We start from the raw sequence: 19251 nt of genomic DNA, 5'->3' as shown, positions 1-19251 counted from the left end.
ATATGCAAAAGGTCTTTTGGCCAACGGCCCCGACAAACGACATATGGCACATGGTTATTCGCCTTTAAGGCCGTTTTATCGGCAAGTAATGGCAATTATGTGCCAAGCCTCTGCCGGATTGTGAAATCCGGTCCGGTTTTACAAGGGACTCCGCAGTTATCCCATAAACGCGGTTTTAATCTTTCACCTTTAGGTCGATACTGAATTAATTGCCGCATTCAACGGAATCATTTCAACCTTGTTGCCAGATACCATCGCCAGCAATCAGGCCTATACCGCAAAGCGGCTCGACGAGATGCGAAGCGCACTCGCCAATCAGCTGCATGGCAGCGCTTTCTGCGTTGTTGTTACCGGGTCGTTCGGTCGGCACGAGGCATCAGAACAATCGGATCTGGATTACTTCATCATCGGTCGTGAAGTTGACCGTGATCTGGCCCCCCACCGTGACGTTTCCGAAATTCTTGGTGCCATGGTGACCAAAAAGGCGGCCGTTAACGGCCCGTTTTCATCCTATGTCCCGGCCGAGGAACTGGTCAACCGCATCGGCCTTGATGGCGACACCAATTCGATCACCACACGCCGCCTGCTGTTTCTGCTGGAATGTGAATGGCTTTATAACGAAGTCGGCAAACGTGCCTTCTTTGACGAACTGATTGCCAACTATGTCACCGAAACGGTTACACGGGAATCCATCGCACGCTTTCTGGTCAATGACGTCATCCGCTATTACCGCACCATCAGCGTCGATTTCGAAATCAAAACCCGCGAAGGCGATGCCAGCAAGGCATGGGCACCAAGACGTCTTAAACTCGTCTTTTCGCGTAAGATGCTTTATTTTGGTGGTATTATCGCGGCGGCAGAAACCGCAGGTCGTGATTATATCGGTAAACGGGCGAAACTATCGGAACTTTTGCAGTTATCGCCGATCACACGCGTTCAAACGGTTTTTGGCGATAAAAGCCTTCCCGCACTCGAACTCTATGACCGGTTTCTGCGCGAACTCAGCGATCCGGATGTCCGCAAACGGCTTGAAAAAGTCGGCCCGAATGATCGCAGTGACACCGAACTCCGTTCCCTGCTGGATGCAGGCAAGCAGTTTTCGCGCGAGCTGATCAAACTGATGAATGATCGTTACGGCCCCGATCACCCGATCCATGAAGCACTTTTGATGTAACTGCCAACCCGATCGGGCCGTCAGGCGTTTGTAACATGCTTGTGGTAATTGGCCCGGTCCAGATCATGTACTTCAACAGTAAACTGTACATCGAAATTCCCGACCAGATTTTCCAGATGCGCCCGCAGGGTTTCAAGTGCGATGGAACCAACGGCATGTTTGACATCGTCAGAGCGCCCCGACAACAGCCGCACATCAAGATGCACCATGCCATGCTTTGGCCCGCCATCAGCAATCACGACATTTTCAAGTGGCGATAAACGTGTTTTGAAACTTTCCAGATCGGCATCGGCTGCCCTGGCAATTTCACGATGCAGGCTGATCGCCAACCCGCGAAGCTGTTCGGTGATTGGCAAATTGGCGGAATATTCGATTTCAAGCTGGGGCATGGCTTGCTTCCCTGTTGTGGTGTTCTCTTTCTTACCCGAACGCGTCGTCGCAAAACACAAAAAAGCCGGTCCGAATGAACGGACCGGCTTTGATGCAAAACGCGATTGCGCTTAGTAGCGGTAATGATCCGGCTTGAACGGACCAGCCTGCGGCACGCCGATATATTCGGCCTGTTCGTTCGAAAGCTTGGTCAGTTTCACGCCAAGACGGTCGAGATGCAGGGCGGCAACTTTCTCGTCAAGGTGTTTCGGCAGGACATAAACCTTGTTTTCGTAGTTGGCGTGGTTTTTCCAAAGTTCGATCTGGGCCAGCACCTGGTTGGTGAAGGATGCCGACATCACGAAGCTCGGGTGACCGGTTGCGCAACCAAGGTTGACCAGACGGCCTTCGGCCAGAACGATCAGACGTTTGCCATCCGGGAATTCGACTTCGTCGACCTGCGGCTTGACATTGTCCCACTTGTAATTACGCAGCGAACCGATCTGGATTTCGGAATCGAAGTGACCGATGTTGCAAACGATTGCACGGTCTTTCATCGCACGCATATGGTCGAGCGTGATGATGTCGATATTGCCCGTGGTGGTGACGAAGATGTCGCCAACCGGTGCAGCATCTTCCATGGTGGTGACTTCGTAACCTTCCATTGCGGCCTGAAGCGCACAGATCGGATCGATTTCGGTCACAAGAACACGTGCACCCTGGCTGCGCAGCGATGCAGCCGAACCTTTGCCAACATCACCAAAACCGGCAACCACACCGATCTTACCGGCAACCATGACGTCGGTTGCGCGTTTGATGCCATCAACAAGTGACTCACGGCAGCCATACAGGTTGTCGAATTTCGACTTGGTGACCGAGTCATTGACGTTGATCGCCGGGACCTTCAGCGTACCTTTTTTCGCCATTTCATACAGGCGATGCACACCGGTGGTGGTTTCTTCGGAAAGACCTTTGATGTCTTCAAGAAGTTCCGGATACTTGTCGTGGATCAGCTGGGTGACGTCGCCGCCATCATCAAGGATCAGGTTTGGTTTCCAGCCGTTCGGGCCAGTGATGGTCTGCTCGATGCACCACCAGAATTCTTCCTCGGTCTCGCCCTTCCAGGCAAAGACAGGAACGCCGGTTGCCGCGATCGCTGCTGCAGCCTGATCCTGGGTCGAGAAGATGTTGCACGACGACCAGCGAACTTCAGCACCAAGTGCCGTCAGGGTTTCGATCAGAACCGCGGTCTGAATGGTCATGTGCAGGCAACCGACGATGCGTGCGCCAGCAAGCGGCTTGGCCGCACCGTATTCTTCGCGCAACGCCATCAGGCCCGGCATCTCGGTTTCGGCAATCGCGATTTCCTTGCGGCCCCAGGCGGCCAGCGAGATGTCTGCGACCTTGCAATCGGTAAAGTTCGACATGTCGTCTCCAATCAAACAAAAACAGCGCAACCGCCGACCACATGGATCTTGCAGATACGCCCGAAAATTCCTGTGCGACGGTTTGCCCGTTCGCGATGGAAGACATATAAAGATTTCTTTATATCGATTTCAAGTCTTTTCTTCGATGAATTTTCAATGCCGGAAAAATAAACGCAAATACACAGCGCCCATGCTGCATGGACCCATCTCATAACCGATTGATTTATTAAGTATTATGATCGCCGGTCAGGCAAGATCGTTGAAATCATCCAGCATCATGGCGATGCGTGCAGAATCCCATTGTTCCATCACACGCGCGGCTTGATGTTCGGTATTACGCGTATCAAGACGGCGCAGGCGCTGCTTGACCGGCAAAAGGCTGACCGGGGACATCGAAAGATTGCGCAGCCCGAAGCCAAGGAAAAGCGGTGTATATCGCGGGTCACCGGCCATTTCGCCACAAACACTGATCGGGATGTCGCGATCCCGCGATGACTTGATCACATCACGGATCAGACGCAAAACCGATGGATGCAACGGGTCATAAAGCCCCGCCACCTGATCGTCGGTACGATCAATTGCCAGTGTATATTGCGTCAGATCGTTGGTGCCGATGGCAAAGAAATCGCTTTCGCGCGCCAAGGCATCAATCGCCAGTGCGGCGGCTGGTATTTCGATCATCGCGCCCAGTGGCGGTAAAACATCCGGTATGGCATGGCCTTCCTTGCGCAGGCGCCTTGCAACGGCTTCGTAAATCTGACGCGCCCGGCTCATTTCATGAACGCTGACCACCATCGGGATCAGAACCCGGATTGGCCCGTGCAGGGATGCCCGCAGGATGGCGGCCATCTGGGCTTCCAGCAATTCGGGCTTACGCAATGACAAACGGATGCCACGCAATCCCAGTGCCGGGTTTGGCCCGGACCCGATTTCTGCCTGCAATGACACCGCAAGCTTTTCACCCCCGATATCAAGGGTACGGATCGTCACCGGCTTGCCATTCATCCGGGTCACGATATCGGCCAGTTCGGCATATTGTTCGTCTTCGTCCGGCAGATAGTCCTTGTTCATGAACATGAACTCGCTGCGCAGAAGTCCGATGCCGGTCGCCCCGTTTTCCAGTGCCGCCGACAGTTCGATGGGCAATTCGATATTGGCATGCAGGTCAATTTCGACCCCGTCGCGGGTCGCCGACGGGACATCGCGCAGGCTGGCCAGTTTGGCGCGTGCCGCCCGCCAGTCTTCGCGACGCTGGCTATAATGGGCCAGATCATCCTCGGTCGGACGCAGGATAACTTCACCCCGACCGCCATCAACAATGATCAGATCACCGCCCGAAACCCCGCGAATGATATCGGCCGCACCCAAAATCGCTGGAATGCCAAGCGACCGGGCCATGATCGCGGTATGGCCTTCCGCCCCGCCAAGCGCGGTGACAAAGGCTGTAATCTGGCCGGGTTGAAGGCGCGCCATATCGGCCGGGCTGACTTCCTCGGCGATCAGAATGGCACCTTTGGGCGCAGTTTCAAATGCCCGGTCAGTTTCCCCGATCAGGCACCGCATCAGACGCAGGCCAACCTCGCGGATGTCGGACGCGCGTGCTGCGATGTAACGATCATCAATACCGGAAAACTGGGTCGCGATGGCATCAATGACCTCGCTGACCGCGTGTACCGCATTCATATGGCGCGTCTGGATCAGTTCTTCGGCCCCGCGCACAAGGCGCGACTGGGTGAGCATATGAACGTAGGCATCCAGCAGGAATCCAAGCTCCTCGGATGCGGCACCGCCGACATTGGCCGATTGGGATTTGAGGCGTTTAAGCTGTTCGATACTTTCCGAAACGCCTTTGTGCAGGCGTTCGGTTTCGGTCGGGATGGCCGCCGCATCGATACGTGTGCGACTGACATCGACATATTGCCGGTCCATGACAAAGGCCCGACCGATTACAATCCCGCCCGATGCCCCAAGCCCTGTAATTACCCGGCGGTCGGACGGCGACTGGTCATCGATTGTGGTCTGGTCTTTTGGTGGAACTTGCAAGCCTGGTTTGCTGCCAACTCGTTCTTGTTGTTTCCAGAAATTCCCGTTCCCGCCTATGCGGAAATCCTATTCATTCTGCGGCTTATTCTTCGTGGAACTTGGCATCAACAAGTTCGTTAAGCGCATCAATCGCCTTTTTGGCATCCGGGCCTGATGCTTCGATCTCGATTTCCGTGCCAGTCGATGCTGCAAGCATCATAAGCCCCATGATCGATACGCCTGAAACCTCTGTTCCGCGATTGCGAACCATGATCCGGGATTCGAATTCACCGGCAAGTTTAACAAATTTTGCGGCCGCCCGCGCGTGCAATCCGCGTTGATTGCTGATGGTTACGATCCGCTTTTCCGTCTGCGCCATATTTGTCCCGCCTTAGTCCCGACTTCAAGTCCCCGTCGGCAAACTTTCAAAAGATCCGGGCCATCCCCGATCGCCCGAACTTCTGTTTTTGTTGTTTATTCCTCGCCGCTTAGCAGGCGCGACGCCACATTGATATATTTCCGGCCCGCTTCCTGCGCTGCATTGACCGTTTCGGCCAGCGTGCCATCGATGCGCACCGATGCCAGTTTGATCAACAAAGGTAAATTAACCCCTGCAATCACTTCGACATTGGCCTGTTCCATGATGGAAATTGCCAGATTCGACGGCGTGCCGCCGAACATATCGGTCAACAGCACAACACCTTTGCCATCGTCGACAGCCTCGACACTCGCAAGAATGTCGGCACGACGTTGTTCCATGTCGTCGTCGGGTCCGATGCAGACGGCAGCGACATTTTCCTGTTCGCCGACAACATGCTGCAAGGCCGATACGAATTCCTTCGCGAGATCGCCATGGGTGACGAGCACCATCCCGATCATGCCGTTTTCTCCATCAATTCACTCCCCCGGTTTCGGTTCATCTGGCTTGTCACGATGACTGAGATGAACATCATATCCCAGACCGGCAATCCAGTCGTTTAGCATGCGCGCGATGTAAACGGAACGATGCTGACCGCCCGTACAACCGACCGCGATGGTCAGATAGCTTTTCCCTTCCTGCGCATAACGCGGCAGAACAGGGCCGATAAGGCCTTTTAACCGATCCATGAAACCGGCGAAATCCTGATCCTTCTCGATATAGGCACCAACCCGGTCATCAAGCCCGGTCAGCAAACGAAGCTCGGGATCATAATGCGGGTTACGCAGAAAACGAACGTCAAAAACAAGGTCGGCTTCGCCGGGCACGCCCTGACGGAACGAAAAGCTTTTGACAAAGATCGCCATCGCATCCTTTTCGCCAATCGCAAACTGGTCCTGAAGGATCTTGCGAAGCTCGGCCGATTTAAGCCGCGAGGTATCGATAATCATGTCCGCCGTCGCCGCAATCGGCGCCATCAGGCGTTTTTCATGTTCAATCGCATCGACAAGCGGCCGGTCATGGGTCAAAGGATGGGGCCGTCTGCTTTCGGTAAAGCGACGCTGCAAAATGCCTGTCTCGGCATCGACAAAAACCACCATCGGGTTAACGCCGGGCTGTTCGCGCAAAGAGCTGACGATGTTGACGAACTGATCGACACCGAAATCGCGCGTACGGATATCAAGGCCAATCGCCAGCGGCTGATCAAGGTCGGTCCCCCCGCTCAGCAGAGCTGGCAGCAACCGCAACGGCAGGTTGTCGACCGCGTCAAAGCCGAAATCCTCAAAGATTTTCAGCGACGTCGTTCGTCCGGCACCAGAAACCCCGGTCACCAGGACAAGTCGCGTATCCTCGCCATTCTCGCCGGTGCCGCCATCGGCGTTTATCGGGCCTATTGCATTGTCTGCATCGGTCATGTTTCGAGCTGCATCTCACCTGTTGCCAAGGACAAGGCGACCTCAATCTTGGCGTCGACTGCCATATCGAATGGCCAGATTTTCCAGGACGGAATCGAAATACCATAAAACGTTTCAAAACGGGGCTCGGGCATCCGTTCCACCTCGACCGGGTCGGCCACCAGATCGAACAAAACCCTCACATCGCCTGCTGCCTGATGGGCAAGCCCGCGGACGATACCAATCCCGCGCACTTCGCACAATCGTGCAATCTGTATCGGCGCGCTGGCAATCAGTTTGCCATCGCGCGCCAAAATGTCGGTCCTGTCATCGGAAACAAGCCGCCCTCCGGCCCGGACAAGCCGCAGCGAAAGGTTGGATTTGCCGCTGCCTGATGGCCCGCGCAACAAAATCGCATAGGACCCAAGCGCGACACAATTTGCATGGATTTGTGTCATAGCGGACAAAACGATGCGCGGGTGATACTGGCTTGTCAAACGTGAAACATGCAGGTCTATCCTCATGGATAGAAATTATCGGCAATTCGACGGATTACGCACCTTCTTCAAGCGGCAAGCGCAGGGTAAAGATCGCGCCCTTGACCTCGCCATCGAGGATTCGGTTTGTCGCTGTCAGGTCGCCGTTATGCGCCCCGGCGATGCGTTTGGAAATCGAAAGCCCCAGACCGGAATGCTGACCAAATTTTTCGCCTGATGGGCGTTCGGTATAGAACCGATTGAAAATTGCTTCTTCCTTGCCGGGCGGAATGCCGGGTCCATCATCCTCGACCGTCACCACAGCCTGATCCTTGTCACGCCATGCGCGCACCCGCACCGATCCGCCTTCGGGGGTAAAGGTGATCGCGTTTGAAATCAGGTTGCGGAACACCTGCACCAATCGGCTTTCAAGGGCCGGCACAATGAGGTTTTCAGGCACCGATGCCTTGACCGGCGGGCCATCCGCATCGGCGTTATAAAGCTCGCAAAGGGTTTGCAGCAAAACACGCAGATCAACTTCTTCGGTTTCAGCGCGCGACAATTCGGCATCCATGCGTGAATAATCGGAAATATCGCTGATCAGGCGATCAAGGCGCTGAACGTCTTCGGCAATGATTTCCATCAGACGGCGCTGGCGTTCCGGGTCTTTCAGACGGGTAGCGGTTTCAACCGCACTGCGAAGCGACGTCAGCGGGTTCTTGATTTCATGGGCGACGTCGGCGGCAAAACGTTCAATCGCGTCCATACGATCCCAAAGCGTTTCGGTCATATCGCGAAGCGTCGTCGACAGATCGCCGATTTCATCGCGACGATCCGAAAGATCGGGGATGGTAAACTGACGGTTCTTGCTGCGCCGGACCCGTTCGGCCGCACGCGCCAAACGGTTTAACGGGCGCGTAATCACCCCGGCCAGATAAATCGACAGCAGAACCGTAATACCAAACGCAAAAACAAAGATTTTCAGAATATCAAGCCGAACCGCATGCAGGGCATTTTCGATCGCATCACCATTCTTGGTCAGCATGATCGACGCCAGAACCTGCTTGAAACGCTGCACTGGCACCGAAACCGACAAAACCCGGCGCCCCTGGCTATCCACCCGGACCACGCCGCGTGAATATCCGGCAAGGGCGGCACGTACTTCCGGATAATCACTGGCACTTGCGACCGGGGGATCGACATAAAGCGGAAGCGGCTGCTCGCCCTCAAAAAGCGAAAGAATTCCCTCGGTCAGTTTGCGCATGATTTCGGCAAGCTGGTCATCTTCACCCGGTGCTGGCAGCTCTTCTGCCTGAACCGCACCGCTGCCAAATGTCCGGACATTGCGGCTATCAGCGATCAATTGGCCATTCGCCCCGAACAGCCGTGCCCGTGCCCCGGTAATCCCGACAAGTCGGCGCACCATTTCGCGCGCGACTTCAAGCTTCACCCGATTGGTTGCATCATCACCCTGTCCGACAGCCGATGTCGACAATGCGGCGGCATACATTTCCGCCTGCACGGCCATGGCTTCAAGTTCGGAATGGATCAGTTCCTGCTTGTAACGGCCAAGATAAAGGATACCCGCGACCAGCACAAAAAGAGCCAGCGCATTCACCGCCAGAATGCGCCAGGTTAACGGGGAAAAAAGCCCGTGGCGTTCCTCTATCCGCGCAACACGGGTTTCGTGTTGCGGCACGGATTGCTGTTCAGCCGAGGCAGGTAAATCGCTCATTCAGACCCGCAATTCTGGCCGGGCCAATATCGGCCCGGCACTGCGACAAGAGTGTTCAGGACTTCAACTCGCAACCGTCGCTGTGTCGCGGTAACGATAACCAACGCCATACAGGGTTTCGATTTCCTTGAATTCCTTGTCTGTCTCGCGGAATTTCTTGCGCAGACGTTTGATGTGACTGTCGATGGTACGATCATCAACATAAATATGTTCGCCGTAAGCCGCATCAATCAGCTGATCACGGTTTTTCACGTGGCCCGGATGTTTTGCCAACGCCTGAATCAACAGGAATTCCGTCACTGTCAGGTTCACATGCTGGCCTTTCCAGCTGCACATGTGGCGTGATGGATCAAGAACCAGTTCCCCGCGCTGAATAACGTCTTCCGAACCGCTCGGGCGAACACCGCCTGCGCGCATGATTTCGGCACGACGCAGCAAGGTCCGGATACGCTCGATCAGCAAACGCTGAGAGAACGGCTTTTTGATATAATCATCTGCCCCAAGTCTCAGACCGGTCAGCTCGTCGACCTCGTCATCCTTGGATGTCAGAAAAATCACCGGCATCTGGGTCTTTTTGCGAAGATGCGTCAGAAGCTCCAAGCCATCCATGCGCGGCATCTTGATATCGAGCACGGCAAGATCGGGCTCTTCCTTGGTCAAGGCATGCAGCGCTTCAGACCCGTCGGAATATGTCTGGACCTCATACCCTTCTTCTTCAAGCGCCATCGAAACCGATGTCAGGATATTACGGTCGTCATCAACAAGTGCGATCTTACTCACCTGAACCTCGTCAGTTAGACAGATTAAAATTTGAAACAAGCCTAACAAAATACATCCCATTGTGGCGAAAAAATAACCACTTGAGGCATATTTGAGGCTTTGTTCATGTACGACACCAAGACCCTACCTGATTTCTGCCGTTCCACCCCATGGGAAAGCGACATTCAATACCGGTACTGCCCTGCGTCTTTATTGACTCCCCGTCCCGATGCCACATAACTATCGTGCACCCGAACAGGAAGCCGGACACCCCCGCCAACAGACCGGGCGCCAAAACGCCCTGTATGAAGCAAAAGACCAAACTCTAACGCGCGAGAGGCAGGATTGTTCTACTGGTTAAGCACCTATAGTCGCGCATCGTTGAGTTTTGCCGGGATTGTCATTGCCGGACTGGTCGTCTGGCTTGCTGTCAATTCGACCGAAACCCTTGCCATCAGCCAGTTACAGCAAACATCCCAGGCCCGCCTTGCACTTTATGAAAGCACATTGCGCGCCGCTGTCGATCGCTATCGATATCTGCCCTATGTCGTTGCCCGAAATCATGAAATCGTCAATGTCGTCACCGGAAACGGCACTGTGGATATTGCCAACCAATATCTGCAAAAGGTCAACGGACGGTCGGGCGCGGCCGCACTTTATGTCATGGACCGAACCGGCAAAACGGTCGCGGCAAGCAACTGGGGAACGCCCGACAGTTTCGTGGGTCAGGATTACAGTTTCCGCCCCTATTTCACCGAAGCTTTCGCCGGGCAGGAAGGATTTTTCTACGGGATCGGTGTGACCACCGGGCGATCAGGCCTGTTCATTTCCCATCCGATATCGAAATCCGGCGAAATTGTCGGCGTGGTTGCTGTCAAAATTGAACTCGATGAGCTTGAACGGAACTGGCAGGACGGGGGCGAAACAGTCTTTGTTTCAGATGCCGACGGTGTGATCATGTTAACCAGTCGCGGCGACTGGAAATATCGCACCATTCGCCCGCTGACCGAAACCGACCGTGAGCGCATCTTGCGCAATCGCCAATATTCCGGTCAGGAACTCCGGTCACTGAACATTGCTGAAAATCCTTCTGGCGAGGATGGCTTGCTTGAAATCGGTAATGAACGCTTCCTGTTTGACATCAAACCGATCAGCGGCAGTGAATGGAATCTGTTTTATCTGACTCCGATGGACTATGTCGCAGAGCGACGCACAAGCGTCATGCTGATCACCCTGATCGGGTCGGGATTGATCATCCTGATTGTGCTGTTCCTGCGCGAACGTGAATTGAAACTGGCATCCCAGCGCAAATCCATGGAATTTGCCCGCATTCAGGCGCTTAACACACGTCTTGAACAGGAAATCACCGAACGCCGCAAGACCGAGGCCGAATTGCGCGGCACGCAGGATGAACTGGTTCAGGCGGGTAAACTGGCCGCCCTTGGGCAGATGTCCGCCGCAATCGCGCATGAAATCAACCAGCCGATTGCCGCAATCCGAACCTTTTGCGCCAGTGCCAGACTGATGCTGGAACGGGGAAAGCCGGAAAATCTGGGCACCAATATCGAACAGATTTCTGCCCTGACCGAACGCATGGGATCGATCACCGGGCAACTTAAAACCTTCTCGCGCAAATCAACCGGCGTGCTTGAACCCGTCAATATCCGGGCTGCCCTTGATAATGTGATACAATTACTGTCATCACAGCTGCACAATGAAGGCTGTGTGCTTGAACAGTCGGCATTTGACGGTGATCTGATTGTCCATGCCGATCTGGTTCGGATCGAACAGGTTTTCGTCAATATCATCCGCAATGCCCTTGATGCCATGGCCGAAATACCGGGAACGGATAATGCGAACGGCAAGACGGAAAAACGCATCATCGTCGATCTTACGCAAACCCGGGATAAAGCCACCATTCGCATTTCCGATACCGGTCCTGGCATCGGCGAGGAAAGCCTGGCTTTGCTGTTTGACCCGTTCTTCACCACCAAGGACCCGGGACAGGGTGTGGGGCTTGGCCTGTCGGTCAGCTATGGAATTGTTCGTGACTTTGGTGGAACGATCCGCGCCTATAACCGGGCGGGTGGCGGGGCCTGCTTTGAAATACAATTACCATTGATGCGGGGGACGCAGACGTAATGCCGCACTCGAAAATCGATACCACCAGCGCAAAACCACAAACGGCACAGGTGATCATCGTCGATGATGAAGAAGCCCTGCGTGTTTCCCTGTCGCAATGGCTTGACCTGTCAGGCTACACCATCTGTGTTCATGCCGACGCGATTTCAGCCCTTGAAGATATCACACCCGATTTCGCCGGCGTCATCCTGACCGATGTCAAAATGCCAAAGCTTGATGGCATCGCCTTTACCAAATCGGTTCTGGCGATCGACCGTGACATTCCGGTGATCCTGATGACCGGTCATGGCGATGTCCCGATGGCGGTCGAAGCGATGAAAAGCGGGGCCTATGATTTCGTTGAAAAACCGTTTGAGCCGAACGACATCCTCGAAAGCCTTGAGCGCGCAATTGAAAAACGCAAGCTTGTCATCGAAAACCGCGCCCTGCGCACGCAAATCGCCCAACAGGGCACGCTTGACAGCCGCCTGATCGGCAACAGCCCGTCGATGCGTGCCCTCAAGGCCGAAATCGCCAATATCGCCCCGACCGAAGTCCCGGTTCTGGTTTCCGGAGAAACCGGTACCGGCAAGGAACTGGTCGCGCGTGCCATTCATGACCTCAGCACCCGGAATGATCGGCGATTTGTTGCCGTTAACTGCGCGGCAATTCCAGAAAGTACCGCCGAAAGCGAGCTTTTCGGTCATGAAAAAGGGGCCTTTACCGGCGCAACCAACCGCCGGATCGGCTGGATCGAACATGCCGATAATGGCACCCTGTTTCTTGATGAATTATCAAGCATGCCGCTGGCCTTGCAGGCCAAGCTTCTGCGCGTCATTGAACAGCGCGAAATCGTCCGACTTGGGTCAAACACCCCGGTAAAAGTCAATTTCCGGCTGATCTGTGCCACCAACGAAGATTTGCCGACCGCCGTTGCTGATAAGCGTTTCCGCGAAGACCTTCTGTTTCGGATCAACACATTCGAACTGCAAATCGCCCCGCTTCGCCAGCGCAAGGATGACCTGCCGCTGCTGTTTGACATTTTTGCCGAACGGGCGGCCGAAAATTTTGATCGCCCGTATGAAAAACCGCCTGCAAAACTTTGGGGCGGACTTCTGGCTCATGAATGGTCGGGAAATGTGCGCGAACTTAAAAACCTCGCGGAACGCTATGTGCTCCTGACCGGCAACGCCGAAGAACGCTGGGCACGTCTGTTTGGCAACAGCATTGGCAATGGTGCCGCCGACCCTGCCGACAAAACCGGATCACTCGCAGATCAGCTTCGCCATTTCGAACAGCACATCATCCGCGATGCTCTGACGCGCCATAACGGCAACGTCAAAACAGTAATGGACGAACTCGACATTCCGCGTCGCACCCTGAACGAAAAAATGAAAAAGCTGAACATTCGCCGTGATACCATTGAAGAGCGATAATTTGTCCCGCAGCTTTAAAGTGTTAGGATATTTGTGAATCGGGTCTATCGGCAAAAATCCGCCGAAAAAGAAATGGTACATCGGCAATTTTCCGCCGATATGATCTGGCTGATTTTTGTATCTGTTTGATATATAAATAGAAAAATAGAATCCCCGGTTGGCATGATGTTTGCCAATCACTAGGGCAAAACAATAAACAACATTCGTCAGGGAGAATAACCAATGTCCGGGAAGGCATGCTTTCATCGCATGACGCTTGATCGGCCCGATAACGGGTCAATCGCATCTGAATGCCACCGCATTTTGTCGGATTTCTGACAGCATCCTTGTGAATCAGTTTCACGGGCGATTTGCGCGTGCCGTATTTGGCGACCGGATCGGACACTGCTTTATTATCCCAACGACCTGTTAAGTGCCTACCCGACACCATATTCGTTAGAGAACAGGACGACCAACAACTGAGGAGATACCAAAAGATAACTGCCAATATTTCTTTATTGACCGTTTCTGTTGTTATCAACGCAGTAAACACTAATCCTAGGGAGGACTAAGTATGAAATTGCGGAATCTGCTTTCTGCAGCGGCAGCACTGATGATGTTCGGTGCCCCGGCATTCGCCCAAAGTCAGCTTTCCATCGCGACCGGCGGTACCGGTGGCGTTTATTATCCGTATGGCGGCGGTCTTGCGGAACTGATCAGCAAATATGTTGACGGTGCGACCGCAGTTGCCGAAGTCACCGGTGCATCTGTTGAAAACATGGGCCTTATTTCCCGTGGCGACAGCGACATTGCAATCGGTTTGGCCGATACTGTTTATGCCGGCTTCACGGGTACAGGCAAATTCGAAGGCCGCAAACTTGACAATGTTCGCGCCTTGGCTTCGATCTATCCGAATGCCGTTCAGATCGTGACCATGGCAGATAGCGGCATTACCAGCCTTGCCGATCTTAAAGGCAAACGCGTTTCTGTTGGTGCGCCAGGTTCCGGCACCGAAGTTTCTGCCAAAACCCTGCTTGAAGCCAACGGCATTTCTTATGATGACATCGAAGAACAGCGCCTGAACTTCAACGAAACCGCCGACGCACTTCGTGACGGCGATATCGATGCAGGTTTCTGGAGCGTCGGCCCGCCCACCAGCTCGATCCTGAACCTCGCAACCACGCGTGAGATCAAGCTGATCGCTCTCAGCGATGAGGAAATCGTTGCTGCTCTTGATGCCGAACCGACCTTCGCACCCTATGCGCTGCGCAAAGGGCTCTATGACGGTGTAACCGCACCGGTAAACACCGTTTCAACCCCGAACGTTCTGTTCGTGAATGCAGAAATGGATGACGAACTGGCCTATCAGATCACCAAAACCCTGTTTGAAAAAGTTGATGAACTGATCGCCATTCACCCGGCTGCCAACGACACCACCGTTGATTTCGCTCTGAACTCGACGCCGATTCCGATGCATCCGGGTGCCCTTCGTTACTACGAAGAAACCGGTTCACCGATTCCGCCTAAGCTTTATCCATGATTTCACTAAATTGGGGGCGGCCAGCATTGGCCGCCTTTACCCTTCTGATATCGGCATGTAGCGGGCCAGCTCGTCATGCTGAAACCACGCCGGGTACGGCAACGGACCACCTGGAAGTCATTGCCGCTGACGGATCGGTTTTGGCCAGAACACCAATTCCACGCCAATCTGGCTGGTGCCTTTACTGGAACCATTCGGTCACTGGTGACGGGGTTATCGATTGTTATGTCGATGATCTGGGCAGGATGGTCCTGCATCGTACATACCAACCCGATTTTGCAGCAGGTCTTGGCCATTATCCGGGTCGTGGAGTCCTGACCAGCGCCAAAGGTGGCGGATACTGGATCGAGGACATCGACGAACCTGTGCCGGGCAATGCCTATGCCCTGCGCGTCGGAAGTCTTGCAGTCGACCATCGTATCGTCACGACAGAGGGTGACGAAATATATCTTTCAAAGATGGCTGAACACACCCGTGTCACCATCCGCCTTGATACCGGGGAATAAGTTTCATGTCTGAACCGGCACCGCTTCCGTCCTTGGCGGACAAACTGCCACAACCCAAACTGGTTGTACTGGCAATTTCTGTTGTCGCCGTTGCACTTTCACTGTTCCAGATGTATGGCGCTGGGATCGAGCCGCTTGGCCTGTTTTATCAGCGTTCGATCCATCTGGCCTTTGTGATGTTTCTGGCCTTTCTGATGTTCCCCGTTTTCGGATCGAACCGCAAACGGGGCGTTCTGGGTTGGGTCATCGATCTGGGATTTCTGGCTGGTGCGTTCATTACGGGATTCTATCTGTCCTTCTATCTGGACGAGATTTTCAACCGTGCGGGTTTCTGGACCAGTACCGATCTGATCATCGGCATCATTGCAACCGTCACCGTACTCGAAGCCAGCCGTCGTGCTGTTGGCCTTGGCATGACTGTGATTGGCATCATTGCAATCGTCTATGCACTTTCCGGTCCACGTGGTGCATTGCCATGGCTTGGTGAATGGCTGCCCGGCATCCTTAGCCACCGGGGCGCTGATGTGGATCGCCTAGTCGGTCAGCTTTATCTTGGTCAGGAAGGCATTTATGGCCTGCCGATGGGAGTTGCAGCGACCTACATCTTCATGTTCGTCCTGTTTGGCGCATTCCTTGAAGTGACCGGTGCGGGTAAATTCTTTATCGACATGGCCTATGCGGCGACCGGCAGAAAGGCTGGCGGTCCCGCAAAGGCCGCGGTGCTGGCGTCTGCCGGTATGGGATCAATCAGCGGTTCGGCGATTGCCAACGTTGTCACCACCGGGGCCTTTACCATTCCACTGATGAAAAAATTGGGTTATCGCCCCGCACAGGCCGGTGGTATCGAAGCCGCTGCCTCGACCGGCGGCCAGATCACGCCACCTCTCATGGGGGCAGGTGCATTCCTGATTTCCGAATATACACAGGTTCCGTATCTTGAAATCGTCATGGTCTCGATCTTCCCGGCGATCCTGTATCTCGGCACGGTTTATCTGTTTGTCCATATCGTCGCGCTGAAAAACGGTATGCGTGGCATGCCGGTCGAAGAACTGCCCGATTGGAAGCAGGTGCTTAAGGAAGGCTGGCAATTCATTCTGCCGCTTGGCGTTCTGATTTACCTTCTGGTGCTGAACATTTCACCGATGCGTGTCGGTTTCTGGGCGATCATTTCCGTCCTTGCGGTTGCCGCCCTGCGATACGTGATCTGGTTCTTCTATGTCGCGCCGCAGAACGGCGAAAAGGCAAGCCATGATCGCCTCAAGGTTGCCCTTGCCAATGGCGTCAGGATTACAATTGCCGCCCTTGAACTCGGTGCAAAAAATGCGGTTGCGGTCAGCATGGCCTGCGCTGTTGCCGGTATTATTGTCGGCGTCGTCGGACTGACCGGTTTGGGTCTGAAATTCTCGTCGATGATGATCGCTTTCTCGGGCGGCCATATTGTTCTGGCACTGGTTCTGGTGTTGATCGCCAGCCTGATTCTCGGCATGGGCCTGCCGGTGACGGCATCCTATATCGTTCTGATCGTTCTGGTCGGACCGGCACTGTCCAACGAGTTCGGCATTCCGTTGCTGATCGCTCATCTGGTGGTGTTCTGGTATTCTCAGGACAGTAACGTGACCCCGCCCATTGCGCTTGCCGGTTTTGCCGGGGCCGCGATTGCCGGGGCCAGTCCATTGGAAACCAGTATGCAGGCCTGGAAATTTGCCAAGGGCCTCTATCTGATCCCGGCCTTCATGGTGTTCAATCCGGAAATCATCACTGGTGGCCCGCTGCCGCTTGTGCTCTGGACTGGTTTTACCGCGATCCTGTCGCTGGCGGCTTTTGCCGCCGCACTCGAAGGCTTCATGTTTGCCAAGATTGATCTGGTGTCACGCATTCTGATTGTTCCAGCGACAATTGGCATCTTCTATCCTGACATTCGGGCAGAGATCGCAGGCACGGTCGTCATTCTGGCGATACTGGGCCTGAACTGGTGGAAAAGCCGTCATTCGGATGGTCCGGCAGCCAAAATAGCTGCCTGATTTCACCGCTGAAACGACTTACTTTTGATCCGAAAACCCCCGCAAGAACATGTTCTTGCGGGGGTTTTTTCTTATTATTTGCTTACATAATACCTATGCATTCGGGCAGTAGACGCTTTTCACCGCCCTAGATAATATCGCCGGAAGAATTCCTCATACTATTGATTGAACCTCATGCAATTCCTCAGTCTTTTGCGTCAGGCACCCCGCCCGTTGGCATTCGGGGCGCTTCATAGTTTTGGCTCGTCATTCGGTCAGACCTTTCTGGTCGCCCTTTTCGTTCCGTTCATCGGCGCCAGCCTTTCGATCAATGAAACCGAGTTTGCCAATATTTATGCCGGGATCACCATCGCAAGCGCGCTTTGCCTGCCTTTCATCGGGCGATTGATCGACCGCATCGATATGCTGCGCTACAGCCTGGCGACCATGGTATTGCTGACCATCGGCTGCCTTGTGATTGCCGCCGCACAGTCGGCCTGGATGCTGATTGCGGCCCTGTTTATTCTGCGTCTGGCTGGACAGGGATTGATGAGCCATGTCAGCATGACCGGCATTGCGCGTTATTTTGACCGCAGTCGTGGACGTGCCCTCGCCATTGCAAGCTTTGGCTTTCCATTGGCAGAGGCAATCATGCCGGTAACCCTGCTGGCACTTATTGCCGGATTTGGCTGGCGGGCCACCTATGCCGGGGCCGGTATTTTCATCGTGGTTATCCTGATGCCGATTGCGATCCTGCTGATCCGCGATAACGCGAAATTCCGCGAAGCACCGGGCAAAATGGAAAACAACAGCAAGACCGCTAGTGCGAATCAGGAGGTCGCCCGGGATACGTCACCCACAGGCAGCCATCCGCGCCTGTTCCGGTCACGCTATATCTGGTTCTGCATGCCGATGCTGGCCGCCCCGCCGCTGGTGATGACCGCCCTGTTCTTCCATCAGGGATCGATTTCAGCCAGTAAAGACATCGACCTCACCTGGTTTGCAGCGGGCTTTACGGTTTTCGCCATCACATCGGTGATCGGGGCCTTTGGCAGCGGACCGCTGATTGACAGCCATACCGCTCGCAAGCTGTTCCCCTATCATCTGATCCCGGCCATCGGGGCGGTATCGTTGCTGGCGATCACCGAAACCCCGGTCATGATCCCGGTTTATATGGGGATGCTGGGGATCACCACCGGCTTTGCCACAACATTACGCACCGCGATTATCCCGGAACTGGTGCCACTGGATGAAATTGGTGCGGTTCGAAGCACTTTGACTGCGGTCATGGTTCTGGCATCGGCGATTGGCCCGGCGATCTATGGCTGGATGTTTGCCGCCGATATTGATATCGGCACGACGCTTTGGATCACCATCGTCGCAATGGCGGTTGTTTCGGTGCTGTCATGGATGTCGGAACGGCCGGGCTTCTATATCCCGCCGGGCGTCGCCCGCCAAACCGGTGAATAAGGCCGGGGGATTTCAAAGTCGGAAATCGACGATGAGACAAAAAAATGGCCCGGAGCTCAAAAGAGCCCGGGCCAGTCGGGAAAACAGCGTCGTCTAGGGAGGAAGACGCTAGAAAAAACGCGGTAGTCCATCGCGGGAGCGTCGTTTGGGGAGGAAGATCAAACGTCGCTCGACCGCGAGGTCGTCAATTAGGCAGCACCGCCAACGGTGCCAGCCGGATGCTTGATGTCGGCGGACTTGTCAGAGCCTTTGAACAGGCTGCGGAACAGGCTGCCGATATATTCAGCGCGAAGCTGTTGGCCTTTGCGCACGCCAGCTTCAATCTCGCTGGTTTTGATGTTCAGCTTGGTGATGTCAGCATAAGTGGTCATGGCAGACCTCCTTTAAGAATTTGGTTCATTGCGACAACGTGTCGCGTTTGATGA

General features: G+C 54.5%; 17 protein-coding genes. 7 read left to right on the top strand and 10 right to left on the bottom strand.

The genetic code is table 11. From position 1 onward, the window contains the following. Nucleotides 1–238: 238 nt before the first annotated feature. The gene (locus tag BC440_RS00345; protein ID WP_071239329.1) at nucleotides 239–1174 is read left to right on the top strand and encodes a DUF294 nucleotidyltransferase-like domain-containing protein; all 936 of its coding nucleotides are present in this window, start codon (nucleotides 239–241) and stop codon (nucleotides 1172–1174) included. A 20-nt stretch (nucleotides 1175–1194) separates the two neighbouring features. On the opposite strand, the gene BC440_RS00340 is transcribed toward BC440_RS00345, so the two are convergent. The 9 genes from BC440_RS00340 to BC440_RS00295 form a co-directional block, all read right to left on the bottom strand. Next, complete coding sequence (locus BC440_RS00340) at nucleotides 1195–1563, bottom strand: 5-carboxymethyl-2-hydroxymuconate isomerase (RefSeq protein ID WP_071239328.1); 369 nt, start codon at nucleotides 1561–1563, stop codon at nucleotides 1195–1197. A gap of 111 nt (nucleotides 1564–1674) precedes the next feature. Beyond that, nucleotides 1675–2970, bottom strand: a complete 1296-nt coding sequence (ahcY, locus tag BC440_RS00335) for an adenosylhomocysteinase (protein ID WP_007088263.1) — start codon at nucleotides 2968–2970, stop codon at nucleotides 1675–1677. Nucleotides 2971–3216: 246 nt separating this feature from the next. Next, nucleotides 3217–5013 (bottom strand): phosphoenolpyruvate--protein phosphotransferase, encoded by a 1797-nt coding sequence (gene ptsP, locus BC440_RS00325; RefSeq protein WP_063092124.1) that lies wholly within the window; start codon nucleotides 5011–5013, stop codon nucleotides 3217–3219. Between the two features lie 82 nt (nucleotides 5014–5095). Next, on the bottom strand, nucleotides 5096–5371 hold the full coding sequence (locus BC440_RS00320; RefSeq protein WP_007088265.1) for an HPr family phosphocarrier protein: 276 nt from the start codon (nucleotides 5369–5371) through the stop codon (nucleotides 5096–5098). Nucleotides 5372–5466: 95 nt separating this feature from the next. Further along, nucleotides 5467–5871 (bottom strand): PTS sugar transporter subunit IIA, encoded by a 405-nt coding sequence (locus tag BC440_RS00315; protein ID WP_037989365.1) that lies wholly within the window; start codon nucleotides 5869–5871, stop codon nucleotides 5467–5469. A gap of 18 nt (nucleotides 5872–5889) precedes the next feature. Beyond that, entirely contained in the window at nucleotides 5890–6825 is a 936-nt protein-coding gene (rapZ, locus tag BC440_RS00310; RefSeq protein WP_063092123.1) for an RNase adapter RapZ, read from the bottom strand. Beyond that, entirely contained in the window at nucleotides 6822–7262 is a 441-nt protein-coding gene (locus BC440_RS00305; protein ID WP_063092122.1) for an HPr kinase/phosphatase C-terminal domain-containing protein, read from the bottom strand. The genes rapZ and BC440_RS00305 overlap by 4 nt, the downstream gene beginning before the upstream one ends. Before the next feature lie 94 nt (nucleotides 7263–7356). Further along, nucleotides 7357–9015, bottom strand: coding sequence for a stimulus-sensing domain-containing protein (locus tag BC440_RS00300; protein WP_063092121.1), 1659 nt, complete (start codon nucleotides 9013–9015; stop codon nucleotides 7357–7359). 63 nt (nucleotides 9016–9078) lie between these two features. Further along, a complete protein-coding gene (locus BC440_RS00295) occupies nucleotides 9079–9795 on the bottom strand; it encodes a response regulator transcription factor (protein ID WP_007088270.1) in 717 nt (238 codons plus the stop codon). 324 nt (nucleotides 9796–10119) lie between these two features. Between BC440_RS00295 and BC440_RS00290 the strand changes: the two genes are divergently transcribed. The 6 genes from BC440_RS00290 (at nucleotide 10120) to BC440_RS00265 (ending at nucleotide 18826) form a co-directional block, all read left to right on the top strand. Beyond that, complete coding sequence (locus BC440_RS00290) at nucleotides 10120–11916, top strand: ATP-binding protein (protein WP_063092120.1); 1797 nt, start codon at nucleotides 10120–10122, stop codon at nucleotides 11914–11916. Then, the gene (locus tag BC440_RS00285) at nucleotides 11916–13331 is read left to right on the top strand and encodes a sigma-54 dependent transcriptional regulator (protein ID WP_063092119.1); all 1416 of its coding nucleotides are present in this window, start codon (nucleotides 11916–11918) and stop codon (nucleotides 13329–13331) included. Before BC440_RS00290 ends, BC440_RS00285 begins: the two co-directional genes overlap by 1 nt. Before the next feature lie 553 nt (nucleotides 13332–13884). Beyond that, the gene (locus BC440_RS00280) at nucleotides 13885–14850 is read left to right on the top strand and encodes a TAXI family TRAP transporter solute-binding subunit (RefSeq protein WP_063092118.1); all 966 of its coding nucleotides are present in this window, start codon (nucleotides 13885–13887) and stop codon (nucleotides 14848–14850) included. Beyond that, entirely contained in the window at nucleotides 14847–15356 is a 510-nt protein-coding gene (locus BC440_RS00275; RefSeq protein ID WP_063092117.1) for a DUF1850 domain-containing protein, read from the top strand. The genes BC440_RS00280 and BC440_RS00275 overlap by 4 nt, the downstream gene beginning before the upstream one ends. Before the next feature lie 5 nt (nucleotides 15357–15361). Further along, nucleotides 15362–17377, top strand: coding sequence for a TRAP transporter permease (locus tag BC440_RS00270; RefSeq protein WP_063092116.1), 2016 nt, complete (start codon nucleotides 15362–15364; stop codon nucleotides 17375–17377). A gap of 174 nt (nucleotides 17378–17551) precedes the next feature. Beyond that, complete coding sequence (locus tag BC440_RS00265) at nucleotides 17552–18826, top strand: MFS transporter (protein ID WP_063092115.1); 1275 nt, start codon at nucleotides 17552–17554, stop codon at nucleotides 18824–18826. A gap of 188 nt (nucleotides 18827–19014) precedes the next feature. Here the strand turns inward: BC440_RS00265 and BC440_RS00260 are convergent, their stop codons facing one another. Continuing rightward, nucleotides 19015–19197 carry a hypothetical protein gene (locus BC440_RS00260; RefSeq protein WP_007088277.1) on the bottom strand — a complete coding sequence of 61 codons (183 nt, stop codon included), beginning with the start codon at nucleotides 19195–19197 and terminating at the stop codon, nucleotides 19015–19017. Nucleotides 19198–19251 lie beyond the last annotated feature (54 nt).

It is taken from the genome of Thalassospira sp. MIT1004 (assembly GCF_001858545.1).
GTDB lineage: Bacteria > Pseudomonadota > Alphaproteobacteria > Rhodospirillales > Thalassospiraceae > Thalassospira > Thalassospira xiamenensis.
This window is presented reverse-complemented; position numbering and strand designations above follow the sequence as displayed.